Raw genomic sequence first — 19,590 nt, 5'->3', positions numbered from 1 at the left:
GGTACAGAGGAGACAACCACCATGGCAGCAGTGTGCCAGGTGACCGGCGCGGTTCCCGGCTTCGGTCACAACATCTCGCACTCGCACCGCCGGACGAAGCGCCGCTTCGACCCGAACGTGCAGAAGAAGACGTACTACGTTCCGTCGCTTGGTCGCAACATCAAGCTCAACGTGTCGGCCAAGGGCATGAAGGTCATTGACGCCCGCGGCATCGAGTCCGTCGTGAAGGACCTCATCGCGAAGGGTGTGAAGCTCTGATGGCGAAGAAGTCACAGGACGTTCGTCCGATCATCAAGCTGCGTTCGACCGCCGGCACGGGCTACACCTACGTGACGCGCAAGAACCGCCGCAACAACCCCGACCGCATCGTGCTCAAGAAGTACGACCCCGTCGTGCGCAAGCACGTCGACTTCCGAGAGGAGCGCTGATCATGGCCAAGAAGAGCAAGATCGCGCGCAACCAGCAGCGCCAGGAGGTCGTCGACCGCTACGCCGCCAAGCGCGCCGAGCTGAAGAAGCAGCTCGTCGACCCGAACTCGACCGACGAGCAGCGCGAGGCCGCTCGTGTGGGCCTGCAGAAGCTGCCCCGCGACGCTTCGCCCGTGCGCCTGCGCAACCGCGACGTCATCGACGGTCGCCCGCGCGGCCACCTGTCGAAGTTCGGCATCTCGCGTGTCCGCTTCCGCGACATGGCGCACCGTGGCGAGCTGCCCGGCGTGACCAAGTCGAGCTGGTAAGCACCGCGTAAGCGTCGAAGGCCCGGAGTTCCTCGGAGCTCCGGGCCTTTCGCGTGCCCGCGCCCTCCCCCTTCCCTTCCTTCGCCGAGTGCACGGCTTCGCGTCGAATGGACGACCTCGCCGCGTGGCCACGTCGTGCGCTCGACGGGAAGCCGTGCACTCGCGCAGGAGGGAGGGGGCGGCGGCGGGAGTGTCAAGGTCGGTGCGCGCGCGGGCGCGGGACGCGAGGATGGGGACATGCCGCTGGATCCGTTCTTCGCCGAGCGACTGCGCGTGCACCGGCGCTACCTCATCGGGCGCGTGCTCGCGGATCTGCGCGCGCGCCTCAGGGCACTGTGGCCGTTCGCTCGCGAGGCGGTCGCGCCTGCATCGGCCGACGCATCCGCCGCCACGAGGGCGGAGAAGACGGATGCCGCGCCCGCCGCTCTCGGACCCCGCGCCCGCGCCCGGGCGAAGCACCGCCGCGCCGCGCTCGCGTGGGACCGCAAGGAGCTCGAGACCGCCGGAATCCCCGGTCCCGAGGTCCGGATCGCCGAGCACACCATCGACGTGCCCGGGCGGCCTGCCGTTCGCGTCCGCGTGTACGACCCGCGTGTCGCCGAGCGCTCCGAACCGCTGCCCGCGTGCCTGACGTTCTTCGGAGGGGCGTTCCGCATCGGCGGGATCGACTACCCGACGACGGATGCCGCCAACCGCCGCCGCGCGGTCGACGCCGACATCGTCGTGGTGGCGGTCGACTACGCGCTCGCGCCCGAGCACCGGTATCCGACCCAGGTGTTCCAGGGATACGCGGCGCTCGAGTGGCTGTTCGAGAGCGCCGGCCGGCTCGGCGTCGACCCCGAGCGGATCGGGATCGGCGGCGCATCCGCCGGTGCGAATCTCGCCGCCGCCGTGACGCTCATGAACCGCGACCGCGACCAGCACCAGATCCGGCTGCAGGTGCTCGAGGTGCCCGTGGTCGACCTGACGGGCAACCACCTCGATCTGCGGGCGACACGGGCACTCGGCATCCCGACGCTCGTCGCGCTGCGGGAGCTGCGCTCGGTCGCCCGCACTTACCTTCCCGACCGGAGAGCTGCCCGCGATCCGTACGCGTCGCCGCTGCTCGCGACCTCGCACGAGCAGCTTCCGCCCGCCGTGATCCTCACCGCCCAGTACGACCCGCTGCGCGGCGACGGCGAGGCCTATGCTGCCGCGCTCCGGTCCGCCGGGGTCGACGCGAGTGCCGTGCAGTACCTCGGGGGCACGCACGACACCTCGATCTTCACCGCGGTGCTGCCCGCAGCGCGCCGCTGGCACGCCGACGTCGTCGCGGCGCTGCGGCGACTGCACGGCTGATTCGCGCGCCGCGGTGGCGGCATCCGCCCTTCTGGCTTCTCGGGTGGTGCTCCACGCGAGGACCTTCGCCGCCGCGTTGCGCCATTTCTACTCCTCAGGCGCCGGGTTGTGGCATCCGATTCCTCGTCGGACTCGCTCGTTCGTCACACCAGCCACACTGGTCACGTTCGTCACACATACACCAAGGAATCTCCTCCGTAATCGACGACGGATGCCGGAAATCCGCGTGATTACGCGGAACGTGGGTATATTCGGGGTCGGTCGATCCGACCAGCCGGGGGGCAGAGCAGTCTCTCGGTCCGCGCAATGAACGGTGGCGACGAGCCGCCGTGGAGGACAACCAATGGCTGACAAGTCCATCACCAAGACCGAACTCGTCGCGAGCATCGCGAGCGCGACCGGGCAGAGCCAGTCCGCCGTGTCGAGCGTGCTCGACTCCCTCTTCTCCACCGTCTCCGAGGCGGTCGCCAAGGGCAGCAAGGTCTCGATCCCCGGCTGGATCGCGTTCGAGCAGGTCGCCACGTCCGCGCGCACGGGCCGCAACCCGCAGACCGGTGAGGAGATCAAGATCCCCGCCGGCAAGCGCGTCAAGGTCACCGCGGGCTCGAAGCTCAAGGCTGCGGTCAAGTAACCGCCGGCGAACACGCTTGACGAGGGGGTGCCGCGTTCGCGCGGCATCCCCTCACGCGCACCGGGGCAGCGGGCCGAGAGCGCATTGCCGCCGACGTAGGCTGGAACAATGAACCCGCGCGCGCTGCGGGCCACCGGGCCCGCGATCCTCGTCGTGGTCGCGCTCGCCGCGGTCATCGCGGGGCTCGCGTACGGCGGAGGCGCCGCGCCGCTCGTGATCGGCGACCCCGGGCCGGTCGCGCGCTGGGGTCTTCCGATCGCGAAGCTGTTCGTCAACCTCGCCGCGGCGGGCATGGTCGGATGCCTCGTGACCGCCCTGTTCACGCTTCGCGCGGGCGTCACCCGGGACGACGGCAAGCCGACGGAGTTCGACACCGCCCTCGACACCGCGTCGATCTCGGCGGCGGTGTTCACGATCGCCGCGGGCGTCACAGGCTTCCTCACGTTCATCGACGCGTTCAACCCGGCGCTCGACATCGGTCCCCAGTTCGGCGCGCAGCTCGGCCGCTTCCTCGCCGAGACCGAACCCGGTCGCGCGTGGCTCATGACGGTCATCGCGGGCGCCGTGCTCACCGTGCTCACGTTCGCGGTGCGCTCGTGGACCGCTACGCTCCTCGTCGCGATCCTCGCGGCCGCGACGCTCATCCCGATGGCGACGCTCGGGCACTCGGGCGAGGAGTCGAACCACACGACCGCGGTCATGTCGCTCGTGCTCCACTCGATCGCGGCCGCGGTGTGGCTGGGCGGACTGGTGCTCATGGTGGTCGTGCGGCCGCTCATGTCCGCGAAGGGCATGAACGCCGCCCTGCTGCGCTACTCGAGCATCGCGCTCGCTGCGTTCGTCGTGGTGGCCACCTCGGGAACGGCCCGCGCGGTGATCGCCGTCGGCGCGTGGGACGCCCTCGCGACGCCTTACGGCGTGCTGCTCCTCGTCAAGGTCACCGCCCTCATCGCGCTCGGATTCCTGGGGGCGGCGTACCGGGTGCGTCTGATCGGAAGGATGCAGCGGCCCGGCGCATCCGGTTCGTCCGCGCGCTTCTGGGGGCTCGTCGCCCTGGAGCTCGCGTTCATGGGCATCGCGAGCGGTGTCGCGGTCGCGCTCGCGCGCACGGCGCCGCCGACGACCGCGAACGTGCCCGAGGTGCGGACGCCGGCCGAGATCCTCACGGGTGCGCCGCTGCCGCCCGAGCTGACGCCCATCCGCTGGATCACCGCGTGGGAGATCGACCCGCTGTGGGCGACCGTCGCCGGGTTCGGCATCTTCTTCTACCTCGCCGGCGTGTGGCGGCTGCGCCGGCGCGGCGACGCGTGGCCGCTCTACCGCGCGATCATGTGGGTCGCGGGACTGGTGCTGCTCGTGTGGGTGACCTGCGGCGCCGTCAACGCGTACCAGGACTACCTCTTCAGCGTGCACATGATCGGGCACATGCTGCTCACGATGGCGATCCCCCTGCTGCTGGTGGCCGGGGCTCCCGTGACCCTTGCGGCGCGTGCGATCCGCAAGCGCGACGACGGCACGCGCGGCGGACGAGAGTGGATCCTGTGGGCGGTGCACACGCCGTTCGCCCGCGTCATCACGAACCCGTTCGTCGCGGCGGCGATCTTCGTCGGCTCGCTGTGGGCGTTCTACTTCACCGACCTGTTCCGCTGGTCGCTGTACGACCACATCGGGCACGAGTGGATGGTCGCCCACTTCCTCATCTCGGGCTACCTCTTCGTGCAGTCGCTCATCGGCATCGACCCGGTGCCGTATCGCCTTCCGTACCCGTTCCGGCTCGTGCTGCTCATCGCGGTCATGGCGATGCACGCGTTCTTCGGCATCGCGATCATGATGCAGTCCGGGCTCATGGTCTCGGAGTGGTTCGGCGCGATGGGCCGCACGTGGGGTGCGACGCCGCTCGAGGATCAGTACATCGGCGGCGGTGTCGCATGGTCGATCGGCGAGATCCCGACCCTCATCCTCGCGATCACGGTCGCGATCCAGTGGAGCCGCAGCGACGACCGCGCCCAGAAGCGCCGCGATCGCCACGCCGACCGCACGGGCGACGCCGAGCTCGAGGCGTACAATGCCCACCTCGCCGAGCTCGCCGCTCGCGACGAGCGCAAGGCCCGCGACGAGCGCAAGGCCCGCGCGGGGCGCTGACTCTCAATCGCGGGCATCCGGCTCATCGGATGCACCGGGCGCGACATCCCACTTCGTGCCGGCGATGTCACCGCGCAGCGTGCCGGTCACGTCGTCGACCGCCGCGCCGACAGTCGGTGCGAATCGGTCGGAGGTGAAGCGATCAGTGAGGCCGTACTCGCGCAGGGTGTCGACGACCGGCGACTTCATCTCGGCGATGATGAGACGGATTCCGTGTGCCTGCAGGTAGTCGTCGAGCTCGGCGAGCTCGTCGGCGGCCGTCGTGTCGATGTCGGTGATGGGCTCGGCGGCGAGGATCAGCGTGTGGACGTCGGCGCCGGCCGCTCGCACACGTGAGCGCACCCAGTCGTCGAACAGGCCGCCGTTCGCGAAGAACAGGGGCGCATCGAACCGCACGATGACGACACCGGGGATGCGGGTTCCGTCGGGGTTGCGGGAGAGGTCGTGGTAGCCACGCATGCCGCGCACGCGGCCGAGCTCGGCCTTGTACGGCCGCCACGACCGATTGACGAAGGCGATGAACGAGAGGGCGATCGTGATGGCGATGCCCTGGAGCACTCCGAACACGAGCACGCCCAGGAACGCGGCGAGCGACAGCACGAAGTCGACGCGGTCCATGCGCGCGATCCGCGCGACGCCGCGCACGTCGATGAGCGAGATCGCGGCGCTCACCACGACCGCGGCGAGCGTCGCGGACGGCAGGAACTCGGTGAGCCCCGGGAGCGCGAGGATGAACACGACGATGAGCACCGCTCCGATGAGCCCAGTGAGCTGCGATCGCGCGCCCGCCTGCTCGGCGACGGGAGTGCGCGAGGATGAGCCCGACACGGGGAATCCGCCCAGCAGGCCGGACGCGATGTTGGCGAGCCCTACGCCGGCCATCTCCTGGCTCCCGTCGACGCTCTCGCCCCGGCGTGCCGCGAAGGTGCGCGACAGCACGGCGGTGTCCGCGAACGCGACGAGCGCGATTCCCGCGGCCGGCAGGACGAGCGGCCCGATGTCGGTCCAGCTCAGGCCGACGAGCGCCGGCGCGGGCAGCCCTTGGGGCAGCGCGCCCACGACCGCGAGGTCGTCCGAGAGGCCCAGGATCGCCGTGAGCACCATCGACCCGATCACCGCGACGATGATCCCCCACACCCGCAGGCCGAGTAGCCGGAACACGACGATGACCACGAGCGACCCGACGCCGAACCCGGTCGCGATCGGATCGAGGCCGCCTGCGGCGAGCCCCTGCACGATCGCGATCGTCTCCTGCCACAGGGTCTCGGCGTCGATCGAGAAGCCGAGCAGCTTCGGCAGCTGCGACACGATGACGATGACGGCGATCGCGTTGAGATAGCCGACGCGGATCGGCTTGGACAGCAGGTCCGTCACGAACCCGAGGCGCAGCACGCCGCCCAGCAGCATCAGCCCGCCGACCATGATCGCGAGCAGTCCCGCGAGCGCGACCGCGCGCTGGGGGTCGCCGAGCGCGAGCGGCAGGATCGCCGCGGCGATGATCGGCGCGAGGGCGGAGTCCGGACCGAGCACGAGCACGCGCGACGGCCCGAAGATCGCGTACACGACGAGCGGGACGATCGTCGCGTACAGGCCGGTCTCGGGCGGGAGGCCCGCGACGACCGCGTAGCCCATTCCCGCGGGGATCAGCAGCGCGGTCACGATGAGGCCGGCGCGCACGTCCGCCCACAGCCACGAGCGCTTGTACGAGCGCACCGCGGCGATTCCCGGCACCCAGCGGGCGGCATCCGTCCTGGCCATGCGCCCTCCCGAGACATCGATCGGCCGACAGCCCGATGCTAGAGCCGCGGGAGGACCGCGGTCACGTCCCGGGCGACGGATGCGGCATCCGTCCCTACTGCGTGTCGGGTCCCGTCACGAGGATCGACGCCGTCCCGTCGGGCAGCACGGTGATCCGGCCCGTCACGATGAAGGGCACGTCCTCGACCACGTGGGTGATCGTGCCGTCGAACAGCGACTGCACGTCGACCTCGATGTGCGCGACCGCCTGCGCCGGTGGGATGCGCCAGCCCGCCCCGTCCGACTCGACCGTGACGGAGGGCTGCTCGATGATCGACCACTTCGGCAGCGACGTGATCCGGTCCTCGACAGGGAAGCCGAACGGGCACGCTGTCGGCTGAAGCACCTGCTGCGTCGCGCACCGCGTGAGGAACTCCTCCATGCGCTGCTGCACGACGCCGAGGAACTCGTCCGTCGGCTGCGCGATGATCGAGACCGGGATGCGCGTGAGGGGCAGGTCCGACAGCACGGCGACGCCCGGCGTCGACGAGATCGCGGTATCGACCGAGACCGAGTAGAGACCGGGGGAGAACACGAGCAGCGGGACCGGCGCGCGAGGGTCGGCATCGACGCCGTCGGGTGAGACCTGCCGCTTGTCGACCGAGAACCCGTTCACTTCGAACACCATCGATCCGGACACCTCGAGCTCGATGAGCGCGAGCGGGCTCTCGGCGAATCGCCACGTCGGTGCGACCCCGACCGTGCCCTCGCGCTCGACCTCGAAGGTCGTGGTGCCCTCGTATCCGCCCGCGATGTACGTGACCGTCACGTCGACCACACCGCCGTCGCGCGGCTGCTCCGACACGACGCGGATGTCGGTGAGCTCCGCGAGTGCCGCGCGCCGCAACAGGGCATCCGACACGTCGGGCGAGAGTCCCGCGGCGTCGAGCTCGGCCGAGTCGACCGCGACGCCCGGGATGGCGAGCGCCTCGGCCGCGCGCCCGTCGGCGAGCAGGCCGACGTACCGCTCGACGAACGCCGAAGGACTGTAGAAGATGCGGTACATCGCGGCCGCACCTGCGGCGATCGCCGCGATCAGCACCAGGCCGACGATCCCGAGGAGGATCATGTCGGTCCGCAGGCGAGAACGCGCAGAACGAGAGACGGATGCCTCGCCCGTACCCGCGGGCGCAGCATCCGTCATCACCGTCGTCGTTTCGCCGATGGGCGTCCCCGTGGCGGCGGGAGGAGCGCCCGGCGGGGTCGGAGCATCGCCCGGGGGCGTCTGAACGCGCCCGGGTGCGGTGCCGGCAGCCCCCTGGTCCACGCCTCCAGTCTAGGAAAGGCCTCCTCCACACCGCGCAGGGGGAGACACCGGATGACACACGACGGCGTGCGCGGCGCCCCGGGGCATCCGGTCTGACTACCATGAATCGGTGACCACGCCGCTCCTCTCCGCCGAGCAGGAGGCGCTGTTCCGCCTGATCGAAGACACCCGCGAGCACGTATTCGTCACGGGCCGCGCGGGCACGGGCAAGTCGACGCTCCTGCAGCACCTCGCTTGGAACACGTCCAAGCAGATCGCCGTGTGCGCGCCGACCGGTGTCGCGGCGCTCAATGTCGAGGGGCAGACGATCCACTCGCTGTTCAAGCTTCCGCTGGGGATCATCGGGCAGAGCGAGGAGCCGCAGTCGGATGCCACGCGCCGCATCCTCAATGCGATCGACACGCTCGTCATCGACGAGGTCTCGATGGTCAACGCCGACCTCATGGACGCGATCGACCGGTCGCTGCGCCAGGCGCGCGGCCGCCGGGCCGAGCCGTTCGGTGGCGTGCAGGTCGTCATGTTCGGCGACCCCTACCAACTGGCGCCCGTCCCGCCGCGCGGTGACGAGCTTCGGTACGTGCGCGACCACTACCGCTCGTTCTGGTTCTTCGACGCGCACGTGTGGACGGGCGGCCCGCCGCAGATCGCCGACGGTCCCGCGATCGACGGCTTCGCCGACCTCGGCCCGTTCGGGACGCACTTGAATGTGCGCGAGCTGACCGAGATCCACCGGCAGTCCGATCCGGGATTCAAGGCGATGCTCAACGCGGTGCGGCACGGCAGGGTGACGGCCGACATCGCCCAGATCCTCAACGACACGGGCGCGCGCACGCCGCCCGATCCGGCCGACGGCGAGCATCCCATCATCACGCTCGCGACGCGCAACGACATCGTCAACAACATCAACCGGCGCCACCTGAACGAGCTCGTCGGTCGCGAGCAGACGGCCACCGCGGAGATCAGCGGGGACTTCGGGCGCGGCGATGCGTACCCTGCCGACCCAGAGCTCAAGCTCAAGGTCGGTGCGCAGGTGATGTTCCTGCGCAACGACATCGGCGCCTTCGGCGAGCCGCCGCGATGGGTCAACGGCACGATCGGCACGGTCACGCGGATCGCGGGCGGCACCGTGCGAGTGCAGGTGGAGCACGAGGAGTTCGAGGTCGAGCCGGCCGTGTGGGAGAAGTTCCGCTACGCGTACGACCCGAACTCTCGGTCGCTGACACGCGACGTCGTCGCCGAGTTCACGCAGTTCCCGCTGCGCCTCGCGTGGGCGGTCACGATCCACAAGTCGCAGGGCAAGACGTACGACCGCGCGATCATCGACCTCGGCTCCGGTGCCTTCGCACCCGGACAGACCTATGTCGCGCTGTCGCGCCTGACCTCTCTCGAGGGGCTGTACCTCACGCGTCCGCTGCGGCCAAGCGACATCCGTGTCGACCCCGACGTCGCGCGGTGGATGGCGGGAGCGCGAGCGGCGACCAGCGCCTGACGCGTTCGCTCGCCGGAGCGGCGGTCAGGCATCGTCGTCGGCGTGGTCGCCGTTCAGGTGCCCGAGCACTCCAGCGAGCGCGTCGTCATCGAATCGTTGAGTCATATGTCAAGCCCGCGGACCGGCTTCGCTGACTCGGCGCGGGCTGTGTTTGAATGAGTCGCACGACCATCGGGGGGTGAGAATGCACCGAGGTCACCGACGGCACCGTGTCGTCGCCGCCGTCGCGGCCGCTCTAGCGCTCTCCCTCGCCCTCGCGGGGTGCGGAATCCCCGAGCAGGTCACCGTCGACGCGCCGCCGCAGGTGGATCGCGCCCTCCCCGAAGAGACGGTGCAGCAGCTGCAGGAGGCGGTCACCCACGCGATGGCGGCGGCCGGGGCATCCGGTGCCATCGTCGGGGTGTGGGCGCCGTGGAGCGGCAGCTGGGTCGCGGGCCACGGCACGCAGTCGCCGACCGATGACACGGAGGTCAGCGCCGACATGCGGTTCCGCGCCGCCCGCATGACGCGTCCGATGGTGTGCGACGTGCTGTTCGACATCGCGGATGCGGGGACGGTGTCGCTCGACGACAGCGTCTCGGACTACGTGCCCGGGGTTCCCGACCTCGACGACGTGACGCTGGGGCAGCTGTGCGACGGCACGTCGGGCATCGGCTCGTACAGCGGGATGCTGCAACCCCTGTGGCTGTCGAACCCGTCGCGCGTGTGGGATCCTCGCGAGCTCGCGAGCTATGGGCTCGGTCAGCCGCGCCGATTCGAGCCGGGAACGGGCTACGCCGACTCCGACGCGGGCTTCCTTCTCTTGGGCCTGGCGCTCGAGCGCGCGACGAACAGCTCGCTGTCGACGCTGCTCGCCGAGCACGTCACGTCGCCGCTCGGCCTCGACGCGACCAGCCTGCCGGCCGGGTCGACGACTTCCGTGGCCGCGGACGCCCCCGTGTTGCGCGGCAACCACTCCCTGCCCGGCGAGGGCGGAGCGCTCAACTGCACGGAGCCACTCGACATCACCGAGCTCTCGCCGAGCGTCGGCTACGCCGACTCGGGCGTCGTCTCCGACATCTACGACCTCGGCAAGTACATGCAGGCGCTCGCCACGGGAGCCCTCGACCCCGAGGGACTCGATCGCTTCGACAACCCGCTGCCCGTCTACGCGGGTGCACCGACGTGGTACACGGCCGACGGCGGCGCAGTGCTCGCCGGCTCGCTCGTGGGTCAGTTCGGCTCTGTGCCGGGATACGCCGTGTCGGCGTGGTCCGATCCGAACAGCGGGCTCACCGTCGCAGTCGTCCTGAACAACTCGGCGACCGGTGGCAATGTCGCCGCCTATCTCGCGTGGGAGCTCGCGGCGATCGCGTCGAAGGCGCCGCCCGCGTCGGGCGAGACGCTTCCCGAAGCGGGCCTCCCGTGGACGGCCCAGCAGGATCGCGAGGTCATCGCGAAGCTTGCGGTCTGCCCGATCCCCGAGGCCGAGCCCCAGCAGTGAGCCGCCCCGGGACCTCCCCGGCGATCCTGCTCGTCATCGTAGGACTCGCGTGCCAGGAGGTCGGCGCATCGCTCGCGGTGCTGCTCTTCGACGACGTCGGTCCGATCGGCATGGTGATGCTGCGGCTCGTGTTCTCGGCGATCGTGCTGATGCTGATCGCGCGACCGTCGCTGCGCGGGCACTCGCGCCGCGGCTGGACCTCCGTCGCCCTCTTCGGTCTCGTGCTCGTCGCGATGAACGCGCTCTTCTACCTCGCCCTCGAGCGGCTCGCGCTGGGCGTCACCGTGACGATCGAGGTGCTCGGCCCGCTCGTGCTGTCGATCGTCGCGAGCCGCCGCGCGTCGGCGTGGCTGTGGGCGGCGCTCGCTCTCGCGGGCGTGCTCGCCCTAGGCGGCGGCGGGTGGGACCGCCTCGACCCGCTCGGCGTCCTCTTCGCCGCGGGGGCCGCCGCGAGCTGGGCGTTCTACATCCTCGCGTCCGCGCGCGTCGGGCGGGAGTTCCCGAAGCTCGACGGCCTCGCTCTCGCGATGACCGTGGGTGCGATCGTATCGCTCCCGTTCGGGATCGCTTCCGCCGGATCCGCGCTGCTGCGCCCCGAGCTGCTCGGACTCGGCGCGTGCGTCGCGCTGCTGTCGTCGACGATCCCCTACGCCTTCGAGCTCATCGCCCTGCGGCGGCTTTCGGCGGCGGTGTTCGCGATCCTCATGAGCCTCGCGCCCGCGACCGCGTCCCTCGCGGGCTTCCTCCTGCTCGGCCAGCACCTGACGTGGCTCGAGATCGCCGGTATCGGCCTCGTGATCGCGGCGAGCGTCGGCGCGGTGCGATCTTCGGCGCGCGCCGCGCGCGAGGCGGCAGAGCCGATCGGGTGACGGCGGTCGCGGCATCCGGCCCTGCTCTCATATGCTGGCGGAGCGCTTCGCGTGCGACACCGCCCAGCCTGACGACCACGGGACCACCATGAGCCTCAGTGACATCGACCCGACGGTTCCGCCGTCCGGCACGGGTTGCGCCGAGTGCGAGCGCGACGGCGGTTGGTGGTTCCACCTGCGGCGCTGCGCGGTGTGCGGACATGTCGGATGCTGCGACCAGTCGCCCGCCAAGCACGCGACCGCCCACTTCCACGTCGCGGGCCACCGGTACGTGCGCAGCTTCGAGCCGGGCGAGTCGTGGTTCTGGGACTACGCCGCCGAGACGTACGTCGACGGACCCGAGCTCGCTCCGCCGCTGAGCCATCCCGAGACGCAGCCCTCGCCCGGACCCGAGGGGCGCGTGCCGGACGACTGGCGACGCCGCGTCGGCTGACCCACGCGGTCGCCGCCCGTGCGTCAGGAGGCGACGGATGCCTCGACCAGCCGCGCCGTGCGGGCCGCGCCGTCCTCGTGAGCGTAGGCCTCTCGCACCTCGTCGGCCGCCTTGCGGATCGCCGGGTCGGTCAGCACGCGCCGCACCGCCTCGACGAACTCGGGACGCGAGACGTACTTGGGGCGCGCGTTCGGGGGGGGCGGTGTCACTCGGTTCGAGGTAGTGGCCGATCGACGCGAGGACAATGCGCGCGCGTCCACGCGGGCTGACACGGGCGATAGTCGAAGCCCGCGTCGGTGATGAGACACGAAGTCGTCCTCGTAGCCCGTGAACACCGCGTCGCGCGCCGGGTCGAGTGCCCGCGCGACCTCGATCATCCGCGTGGTCTCGGCGAGGTTGAACGTCACCGGGGCGAACAGCACGACGGACATCTGTCCACAGTGGCACACGCATGCTCCATGCACAGGGGTGCGAGTGTCTAGGCTGAGCCGGTGGCCCCACCGGATTCCCCCCGAACCGTCCTCGCCATCGGCGAGACGATGGCCCTCGTGACCCCGGCTGCCGCCGAGCCGGTCACCGACGCCGAGATCTTCGTCGTCGATGCCGGCGGAGCCGAGTCGAACGTCGCCGCGCACCTCGCCGCGCTCGGCCACCGCGCCGAATGGTTCAGCCGCCTGGGCGACGACGCGCTCGGGCGCCGGGTGCTCGCGCAGCTCTCCCGCCGGGGTGTGGATGTGTCGCGCGTGGTGCTCGATCCGCAGCATCCGACCGGTCTCTATGTCAAAGACCCCGGCAACGGCGTCGTCTACTACCGGCGCGGTTCGGCGGCGTCGAGACTGACGGATGCCGACGCCGACGCCCTCGACCTCGACGGGGTCGACCTCGTGCACGTCTCGGGCATCACGGCGGCGATCTCCGCGTCGGCGTCGTGCTTCCTCGATCGAGTGATCGCGCGGGCTCGCGAGCGCCGCGTTCCGGTGTCGTTCGACGCCAACCACCGGGCGGTGCTGTGGGAGGGTCCGGATGCCGCGGCATCCGCGCTCTTCGACCTCGCCCGGCGCGCCGACATCGTGTTCGTCGGCCGCGACGAGGCCGAGGTGCTGTGGGCGACGGCGACCGCCGATGACGTGCGCGCGCTGCTGCCCGACGTGCCCGAGCTCGTCGTGAAGGACGGTGCCATCGGAGCAACCGCGTTCACGTCGGGGGGTGCGATGTTCGAGCCGGCACTCGCGGTCGAGGTCATCGAGCCGGTGGGCGCGGGTGACGCATTCGCGGGCGGATACCTCGCCGGGTGGCTCACAGGCCAGGGCGTGGCGGATCGGCTGAGGGCCGGACACGAGCGCGCCGCGCGCACGCTGCAGACGACGAAGGACTTCCTCGACGAAGGGACTCATGCATGACCGCGGCGGATTGGTTCGACGAGGCGTTCGCGGGGGCGCCGCTCATGGCGATCCTTCGCGGCATGGGGGTCGCGCGGTCGCTGCGGCTGTCGGAGATGGCGTGGGACCTCGGCATCGACTCGGTCGAGCTGCCGCTCCAGACCGACGAAGACGAGCGGGCGCTTCGCGCGGTCGTTGCTCGCGCGGCGGAGCGCGGCAAGAGCGTCGGCGCCGGCACGATCGTCTCGCCCGAGCAGGTCGCCGTGGCGGTCGACGCCGGTGCGGCGTACCTCGTGTCGCCCGGGCTTGACCCGGTCGTGGTGCGCGAGGCGCAGAGTGCGGGCGTGCCGATCCTTCCCGGGGTCGCGACGCCGACCGAGGTGCAGCTCGCGGTGTCGCTCGGGCTGACCTGGCTCAAGGCCTTCCCGGCGACGTGGCTCGGGCCGAGCTGGTTCGCCCACATCCGCGGCCCGTTCCCGCAGGTGCGGTTCGTCGCGACCGGCGGGCTGGACGCGTCGAACGTCGAGGACTACCTTGACGCGGGCGTGCGGGTGGCCGCGGTGGGGTCTGCGCTCGAGGATCCGGCGCAGCTGGAACGGTTGGGCGAGGTGCTCCGGGGCCGCGCGGGTTAGGCGTCAGCTTCGCAAGGGGATCATCCGCGAGGCGCAGAGCGATGCATCCCGTGGCCGATTCGCTGCGCGCGGCCGGTGGTGAGGCTTCCGTCATGCCGAAACGCCTTGCTGTCCGTGTCCGGTTCTCCGCTGCTGCTGTTGCCGGCCTGGCTGCTCTTGCCCTGTCGGGGTGCGCCGTCATCGACGAGCTCGCGTATCACCAGAGGTCGTCGAGCTACGAAGACCTTGCGGCGGCGCCCGACTCGTCGCCGGCGCACGCCGCGTGGGTGCCGGACGATGCGCACAGCATCCGCATCACCGAATCGACACAGCCGGATGCCGCGAACGCCGTCGTCCTGGTGACGAGCTCCTCGCCGTTGGATCCGGAGCTGTGCGCGGAGGTCGATCGGCAGTCGGCACCGAGTTACGCGGTCGACGGAGCGCCCGACGTGTACCGGGCCGACACGGTGTTCGCGTGCGGGGAGTGGAGCGTCGTCTCCTCGGAAGATGGATGGTTCGGCTGGACGCCCAATCACCCGGAGGAGCGTGCGCAGTCGGTGGGTTGAGCGGCTCAGGGCGCCGGGGTCTCCAGCAGCTCGACCACGTCGGCGAGCGAGTCGGGCGTGCCGACGTTGCCCGCGAACACGACATACGGCATTCCGAGCGCCTCGGGGCGGGAGTCGACGGGGCGGAACAGCGAGATGATGCCGCGCCCGAGCTGACCGACGACCTCGGCGCGGCGCACGCCGAAACCCGCGACGGCGGTCTCGTGCGAGGTGATTCCGCCCTTCGCGACAACCCAGGCCGGTCGGGCAGGGAGGATCGCCGCGGCGACCGTCGTGAGCGCGTCCGAGACGCGGCGCGCGATGGCCAAGCTGGAGTCAGGGTCTTGCCCGGGGATGAGCTCGCGGCTCGTCGCGACGAGGACGGTGCTGTCCGCGAGAGCCGCGGCGGCCTGGCCGGCGAGCTCGGCGACGTGGGCGTCGCGCTCCGCATCGTCCTGGAGCACGCGCGCGACGTCGAGTTCGAACTCGCGCACAGCCACCCGTTCGCGCAGCCGAGCGAGCTGGCGCGTCGTACCGCTAACGTGCGAACCGACGACGACGAGCCCGTGCCCGGGACGACGGCCTGCAGGCCAGACATCGGCGGCGCGGAGCGGTTCGCCGGGCTCGATGCCCGCGAGGGCGCGCACGAACGACGGTCCGCAGCGGGCGAGCAGAGCCCTCCCGACGGCTCGGGCGCGTGCGACACCGAGCGCGACGACGTCGTAGTCCTCGTCGGTCTCGGCGTTGACGACGACGAACACACCGCCTCGCAGCGCGGTGAGCCGCGCCGCGATCGCGTCGGCGCCGCCCTCGCGGATGTCGTCCAGGGAGAGCGAGACGACGTGCGATGGGTCGATCGCGCCGCCCGACTTCTCGGCGATGAACTCTCTGAGGTCGCTCGCCCGGTACCCGAACGTCTTGTCCCTGGCGTACTCGGTCTCGCCGGCGGGTACGTCGACACCGTCCACGCGCACGCGATGGACGTCATCGACGGTAGTGCGGCCGGCCTCGAAGAATGCGGGGGCGAGGAGCACGGCGTCGAAGCCCGCTCCGACAGTGCGCCGGCGCGCGGCGTCGAGCGCGCGGATCTCGGGCAGCACGTGACCGCGCAGCGTCGAGTCGCTGCGGCTCACGAGGTCGAGCGCGCGTCCGAGTCGCGCTGCGACGTCGAACAGCTGCGTGGCGATGCGCTCGGTGAGCGCGACTGCTTCTGCCTCCGGCAGGCCGCGCGTGTTGGTGAGCACGAAGAGGGCGCGGTCGTCGGCGATCGCCTCGACGTAGGCGTCTTCGTCGAATGCGGTGACGACCTCCACGCCGCGCACCGACTGCGAGCCGGTCGGGTCGTCGTCGAGCACGGCGAGGATACGGCCGGCAACGGCGCTGCGCACGGTCGATCGGATCTCAGCGGCGCCCGTGTTCTCTCGTCCCACGACGCCCCATCCGAACAGGTGGAGTTCGAATTGTCAAGATATATTCGAAAATTCCGGTATCAACCCTCTTCTTCGACGTACTCCTTGAGCATTTGGCGGGTGTGCCCGATGTGCTGCCGCAGCACCTCCGCGGCGTCTTCCGCCTCGCGGGTGAGGGCGTGTTCGAGCAGCGCTCGGTGCTCGGCGGTCGCCTCGTGATTGATGTGCCCGAGCGAGACCGACCAGCGGCGGTACAGCGCCGCCTCCTCGGAGAAAGTCCGGACGACCTGCATGAGACGCGCGTTCTTGCACGCGGAGAAGAGCGCCTCGTGGTAGGCGGCGTGCGCCTCTGCCCATGCATCCTGAGCCTGGTCGTCGTCGGGGTCGGAACCCTCGGCCGAGGAGGGAGTGCGGCTCAGCACGTGGTGCGCGGCCACGATGCGGCCCTCCCACTCGGTGTCGCCGTTCCGGATCGACAGCTTGAGCACCTCGGGCTCGATGAGCAGGCGGGCGTCGGTGAGTTCGTCGAGTTCGGAGACACTGAGCGGGGTGACCATGTAGCCCTGGTGGGCGACCGCCTTGACGAGCCCTTGGCTCGACAGCCAGGTGAGCGCCTCGCGCGTCACGCCCACGCTCACTCCGTATCTCTCGCTCAACTCGGCGAACATGAGTCGTTGCCCGGGCTTGAGGCGTGCGCCGAGGATGTCGGCGCGCATGCGGTCACGGACCGCGACCGCCATGGTGTCTTTCGCCGGACCGCTCTTCATGCCGCCCAGAGTATCAGCCCGGTTTCGCTAAAGCGCGGGGTCAATCTGAGAACCTTGTATATTCGAATGACGCGATGATGTGCGAATGACCGGAGACTTGGATGCGGGTAATCGTAACGGGAGGCGCGGGCTTCCTCGGCCAGCTCGTCACGAAGCGACTTCTCAACGATGGCGCCGACCACGTCACGCTCGTCGACCTGGCGGCGCCGCGTGGATCTCTCGCCGCAGACCCCCGGATCGAGCTGCGGCTCGGCGACCTCGCGGAGACGCTCACCACCCTCGAGCCGGCCGACCTCGTCGTGCACCTCGCGGCCGTGGTGAGCAGCGCCGCCGAGGACGACTTCGATCTGGGCATGCGCGTCAACATCGACGCGACCCGCGGGCTCCTCGATCGGGTGCGCGCGTGGCGCACGGCCCCGGTCGTCGTCTTCTCCAGCTCGCTCGCGGTCTTCGGCGCCGACCCCCATCTGCCCCCGCCCGACGTCGTCGCCGACGACACACTCCCGCGCCCGCAGTCCAGTTACGGCGTCCAGAAGCTCATCGGCGAGCATCTCGTCGCCGACTACACACGCAAAGGGTTCCTGCACGGCCGGTCGGTGCGTCTCATGACCGTCGCCGTGCGGCCGGGGGCGCCGAACGCGGCGGCATCGAGTTTCGTCTCCGGGATCATCCGCGAGCCCCTGGCCGGGGTCGAATCGATATGTCCCGTCGATCCCGATCTGCCGATCATCGTCTCGTCCCCGCGCGCTACCGTGGACGGCATCCTTGCGGCAGCGCACGCCGACGAGGCGTCGTGGGGAAGCCGCACGGCTATGAACCTGCCGGGCTTGACCACGACACCGCGCGAGATGGCGGCGGCCCTCGACCGCGTGGCGGGGACCGGTACGAGTGGGCTCATCCGCTGGGAACGCGACCCGGGGATCGAGGAGATCGTCGCAAGCTGGCCGGCCCGCTTCGCGGCGACGCGAGCCGAGCGGCTCGGGCTCTCCTCCGCGGCGTCATTCGACGACATCGTCCGCACCTACCTGGAGGATCGAGGATGACCTCTCCGACCGCTCCTCTCTCCGCCATCCTCGACCAGTCCTGGGCGGAGGCGCTCGAAGTGGCATCGCGTCGCCACGGTGATCGAGTCGCGTTCCACTTCGACGGCGCAGGATGGCATCAGGCACTCACCTTCGCCGAGTGGCGCGAGGCCTCCCACCGTGTCGCGGCGGGGCTCGCCGCGCTCGGAGTCCGCGCCGGGGACCGTGTCGCCGCGCTCGCGCCGGGCAGTGCGATGTGGCCGATCCTGCAGACGGCGTGCAGCCACCTCGGCGCGATCATCGTGCCCATCAACACGCGCTACCGGGAGGACGAACTGCGCTTCGTGCTCGCCCGCGCGGAACCGGCCGTCATCGTGCTCATCGGGCGGTATCACGTGACCGACTACGTCGAACTCGTGGCAGCCGCGGGTGCCGTCCCCGAGCTCGTGACGATCGATGCGCCAGGCGTCGCCCTCGAGCCCGCCGGGGGGCCAGGAGGGCGCGGTCGACGGACGTGGGCCGAGCTGCTCGCCCTCGGTGCGGCCGCGCCCACGCCGCCGATCGCGGGGCGCGCCACGGACGCCGTGCTGCTGCAGTTCACGTCGGGCACGAGCGCCTTCCCCAAGGGCGCGCTGCTGTCCAGTCGGGCGACGCTCGGCGCGACCTGGTACCTCGCGGAGCGCATGGAGGTCACCTCCGACGACGTCTACTTCTCGACACAGCCGATGTACCACGTCGGCGGATCGGTCGCGACGACGCTCATGGCGCTCGGGGCCGCGCCGACGATGATCGTGCCCGAGCGCTACTCGCCCGAGGCGGTGTTCGAGCTCGTCCCCAAGTACGGCTGCACCGTGCGGACAGGGCAGGCCGCGATGTACGCGATGGAGCTGGCCCATCCCGGCTATCGTCGCGAGTTCTTCACGACCCTCACCAAGGCATGGTCGGGGGGCACGCCGGAGCTGCGGCGCATCATCAGTCGCGAGATGGGCGTGCCGGTCATGACGACGATCTACGGCCTCACCGAAACGGCGGGCACGACGACGATCAACGCCCTCGACGACCCCGAGGAGGTATGGCTGCACTCGTGCGGTCGCGCCATTCCGGGCGTCGAGGTCGCCGTGCGGTCCGAGCCCGGTGCACCGGTGGTGACGACCCCGGGGGTCGAGGGAGAGATCGTCGTGCGGGGCTGGTCCGTCATGCTCGGCTACTTCCGCGACGACGCGGCCACCGCACAGGCGATCGACGCCGATGGGTGGTTCCACACGGGCGACATCGGACGCCTCGACCACGCCGGCAACCTCTTCTTCGTCGACCGGATCAAGGACATGATCAAGCCGGGGGGCGAGAACGTCTCCGCCGCGGAGGTGGAGCGGATTATCCGCGCGATCGACGGCATCGCCGAGGTCGCGGTCGTGGGGCGTCCGGACGAGCGACTCGGTCAGGTGCCGGTCGCTTTCGTCTCGCTGCATCCGGGTCGGGCGTTCGACCCCGGAGCGATCGTCGGGCATTGCGCAGCCGTGATGGCCAGCTTCAAGGTGCCCCGAGAGGTGCACCTCGTCGAGTCGTGGCCGATGACGGAGAGCGGCAAGATCCTCAAACGCGAGCTCACCGCGCGGCTCGCGCAGAACCGTGCCTCAGTGGTCGGGCCGACAGGATGAATATTCGAAATTAG

20 protein-coding genes are annotated in these 19,590 nt (G+C 70.6%); 15 read left to right on the top strand and 5 right to left on the bottom strand.

Annotation, left to right across the window (positions count from 1 at the left end; genetic code table 11):
• Window positions 1-21: 21 nt before the first annotated feature.
• The 6 genes from rpmB to BJ991_RS02255 all read left to right on the top strand — a co-directional run bounded on the left by rpmB (window position 22) and on the right by BJ991_RS02255 (window position 4,847).
• Complete coding sequence (gene rpmB, locus BJ991_RS02280) at window positions 22-258, top strand: 50S ribosomal protein L28 (RefSeq protein WP_179487089.1); 237 nt, start codon at window positions 22-24, stop codon at window positions 256-258.
• Complete coding sequence (rpmG, locus tag BJ991_RS02275; protein WP_165140426.1) at window positions 258-428, top strand: 50S ribosomal protein L33; 171 nt, start codon at window positions 258-260, stop codon at window positions 426-428. The genes rpmB and rpmG overlap by 1 nt, the downstream gene beginning before the upstream one ends.
• A 2-nt stretch (window positions 429-430) precedes the next feature.
• On the top strand, window positions 431-736 hold the full coding sequence (gene rpsN, locus BJ991_RS02270) for a 30S ribosomal protein S14 (protein ID WP_179487087.1): 306 nt from the start codon (window positions 431-433) through the stop codon (window positions 734-736).
• A 237-nt stretch (window positions 737-973) separates the two neighbouring features.
• Complete coding sequence (locus BJ991_RS02265; protein ID WP_179487085.1) at window positions 974-2,074, top strand: alpha/beta hydrolase fold domain-containing protein; 1,101 nt, start codon at window positions 974-976, stop codon at window positions 2,072-2,074.
• Between the two features lie 343 nt (window positions 2,075-2,417).
• A complete protein-coding gene (locus tag BJ991_RS02260; RefSeq protein WP_179487083.1) occupies window positions 2,418-2,705 on the top strand; it encodes an HU family DNA-binding protein in 288 nt (95 codons plus the stop codon).
• Between the two features lie 108 nt (window positions 2,706-2,813).
• Window positions 2,814-4,847, top strand: coding sequence for a bifunctional copper resistance protein CopD/cytochrome c oxidase assembly protein (locus BJ991_RS02255; protein WP_218852838.1), 2,034 nt, complete (start codon window positions 2,814-2,816; stop codon window positions 4,845-4,847).
• Between the two features lie 3 nt (window positions 4,848-4,850).
• Here the strand turns inward: BJ991_RS02255 and BJ991_RS02250 are convergent, their stop codons facing one another.
• Both BJ991_RS02250 and BJ991_RS02245 read right to left on the bottom strand, forming a co-directional pair.
• Window positions 4,851-6,605: a SulP family inorganic anion transporter gene (locus tag BJ991_RS02250; RefSeq protein ID WP_179487081.1), complete on the bottom strand. Its 1,755-nt coding sequence runs from the start codon at window positions 6,603-6,605 to the stop codon at window positions 4,851-4,853.
• Window positions 6,606-6,699: 94 nt separating this feature from the next.
• Entirely contained in the window at window positions 6,700-7,788 is a 1,089-nt protein-coding gene (locus BJ991_RS02245; protein ID WP_179492405.1) for a hypothetical protein, read from the bottom strand.
• A 232-nt stretch (window positions 7,789-8,020) separates the two neighbouring features.
• Between BJ991_RS02245 and BJ991_RS02240 the strand changes: the two genes are divergently transcribed.
• The 4 genes from BJ991_RS02240 to BJ991_RS02225 all read left to right on the top strand — a co-directional run bounded on the left by BJ991_RS02240 (window position 8,021) and on the right by BJ991_RS02225 (window position 12,185).
• The gene (locus BJ991_RS02240) at window positions 8,021-9,400 is read left to right on the top strand and encodes an AAA family ATPase (RefSeq protein WP_179487079.1); all 1,380 of its coding nucleotides are present in this window, start codon (window positions 8,021-8,023) and stop codon (window positions 9,398-9,400) included.
• A 184-nt stretch (window positions 9,401-9,584) separates the two neighbouring features.
• A complete protein-coding gene (locus BJ991_RS02235) occupies window positions 9,585-10,883 on the top strand; it encodes a serine hydrolase domain-containing protein (protein ID WP_179492403.1) in 1,299 nt (432 codons plus the stop codon).
• Window positions 10,880-11,752: an EamA family transporter gene (locus tag BJ991_RS02230; RefSeq protein ID WP_343048614.1), complete on the top strand. Its 873-nt coding sequence runs from the start codon at window positions 10,880-10,882 to the stop codon at window positions 11,750-11,752. The genes BJ991_RS02235 and BJ991_RS02230 overlap by 4 nt, the downstream gene beginning before the upstream one ends.
• Before the next feature lie 88 nt (window positions 11,753-11,840).
• Window positions 11,841-12,185: a UBP-type zinc finger domain-containing protein gene (locus BJ991_RS02225; protein WP_179487077.1), complete on the top strand. Its 345-nt coding sequence runs from the start codon at window positions 11,841-11,843 to the stop codon at window positions 12,183-12,185.
• A 23-nt stretch (window positions 12,186-12,208) separates the two neighbouring features.
• Here BJ991_RS02225 and BJ991_RS02220 read toward each other — a convergent pair whose 3' ends face one another.
• The gene (locus tag BJ991_RS02220) at window positions 12,209-12,616 is read right to left on the bottom strand and encodes a hypothetical protein (RefSeq protein ID WP_179487075.1); all 408 of its coding nucleotides are present in this window, start codon (window positions 12,614-12,616) and stop codon (window positions 12,209-12,211) included.
• A 60-nt stretch (window positions 12,617-12,676) separates the two neighbouring features.
• Between BJ991_RS02220 and BJ991_RS02215 the strand changes: the two genes are divergently transcribed.
• From BJ991_RS02215 to BJ991_RS02205, 3 genes are all read left to right on the top strand, one after another.
• Window positions 12,677-13,585, top strand: coding sequence for a sugar kinase (locus BJ991_RS02215; protein WP_343048613.1), 909 nt, complete (start codon window positions 12,677-12,679; stop codon window positions 13,583-13,585).
• Window positions 13,582-14,196 (top strand): bifunctional 4-hydroxy-2-oxoglutarate aldolase/2-dehydro-3-deoxy-phosphogluconate aldolase, encoded by a 615-nt coding sequence (locus BJ991_RS02210; protein WP_179487073.1) that lies wholly within the window; start codon window positions 13,582-13,584, stop codon window positions 14,194-14,196. The genes BJ991_RS02215 and BJ991_RS02210 overlap by 4 nt, the downstream gene beginning before the upstream one ends.
• A 92-nt stretch (window positions 14,197-14,288) precedes the next feature.
• A complete protein-coding gene (locus tag BJ991_RS02205; protein ID WP_179487071.1) occupies window positions 14,289-14,741 on the top strand; it encodes a hypothetical protein in 453 nt (150 codons plus the stop codon).
• Window positions 14,742-14,746: 5 nt separating this feature from the next.
• Here BJ991_RS02205 and BJ991_RS02200 read toward each other — a convergent pair whose 3' ends face one another.
• Both BJ991_RS02200 and BJ991_RS02195 read right to left on the bottom strand, forming a co-directional pair.
• The gene (locus tag BJ991_RS02200; RefSeq protein WP_343048612.1) at window positions 14,747-16,150 is read right to left on the bottom strand and encodes a four-carbon acid sugar kinase family protein; all 1,404 of its coding nucleotides are present in this window, start codon (window positions 16,148-16,150) and stop codon (window positions 14,747-14,749) included.
• A gap of 59 nt (window positions 16,151-16,209) precedes the next feature.
• The gene (locus BJ991_RS02195; RefSeq protein ID WP_218852837.1) at window positions 16,210-16,896 is read right to left on the bottom strand and encodes a GntR family transcriptional regulator; all 687 of its coding nucleotides are present in this window, start codon (window positions 16,894-16,896) and stop codon (window positions 16,210-16,212) included.
• A gap of 101 nt (window positions 16,897-16,997) precedes the next feature.
• On the opposite strand from BJ991_RS02195, the gene denD reads away from it, so the two are divergent.
• Together denD and BJ991_RS02185 are read left to right on the top strand one after the other, a co-directional pair.
• Window positions 16,998-17,939 carry a D-erythronate dehydrogenase gene (gene denD, locus BJ991_RS02190; protein ID WP_179487069.1) on the top strand — a complete coding sequence of 314 codons (942 nt, stop codon included), beginning with the start codon at window positions 16,998-17,000 and terminating at the stop codon, window positions 17,937-17,939.
• Window positions 17,936-19,576, top strand: a complete 1,641-nt coding sequence (locus BJ991_RS02185; protein ID WP_179487067.1) for a class I adenylate-forming enzyme family protein — start codon at window positions 17,936-17,938, stop codon at window positions 19,574-19,576. The genes denD and BJ991_RS02185 overlap by 4 nt, the downstream gene beginning before the upstream one ends.
• The last annotated feature ends 14 nt before the right edge of the window (window positions 19,577-19,590 follow it).

Origin of the sequence: Microbacterium immunditiarum (assembly GCF_013409785.1) — a bacterium.
Classification (GTDB): Bacteria; Actinomycetota; Actinomycetes; order Actinomycetales; family Microbacteriaceae; genus Microbacterium; species Microbacterium immunditiarum.
Note: the sequence above shows the minus strand (reverse complement) of the source record. Positions and strands in the feature narration are given on the sequence as shown.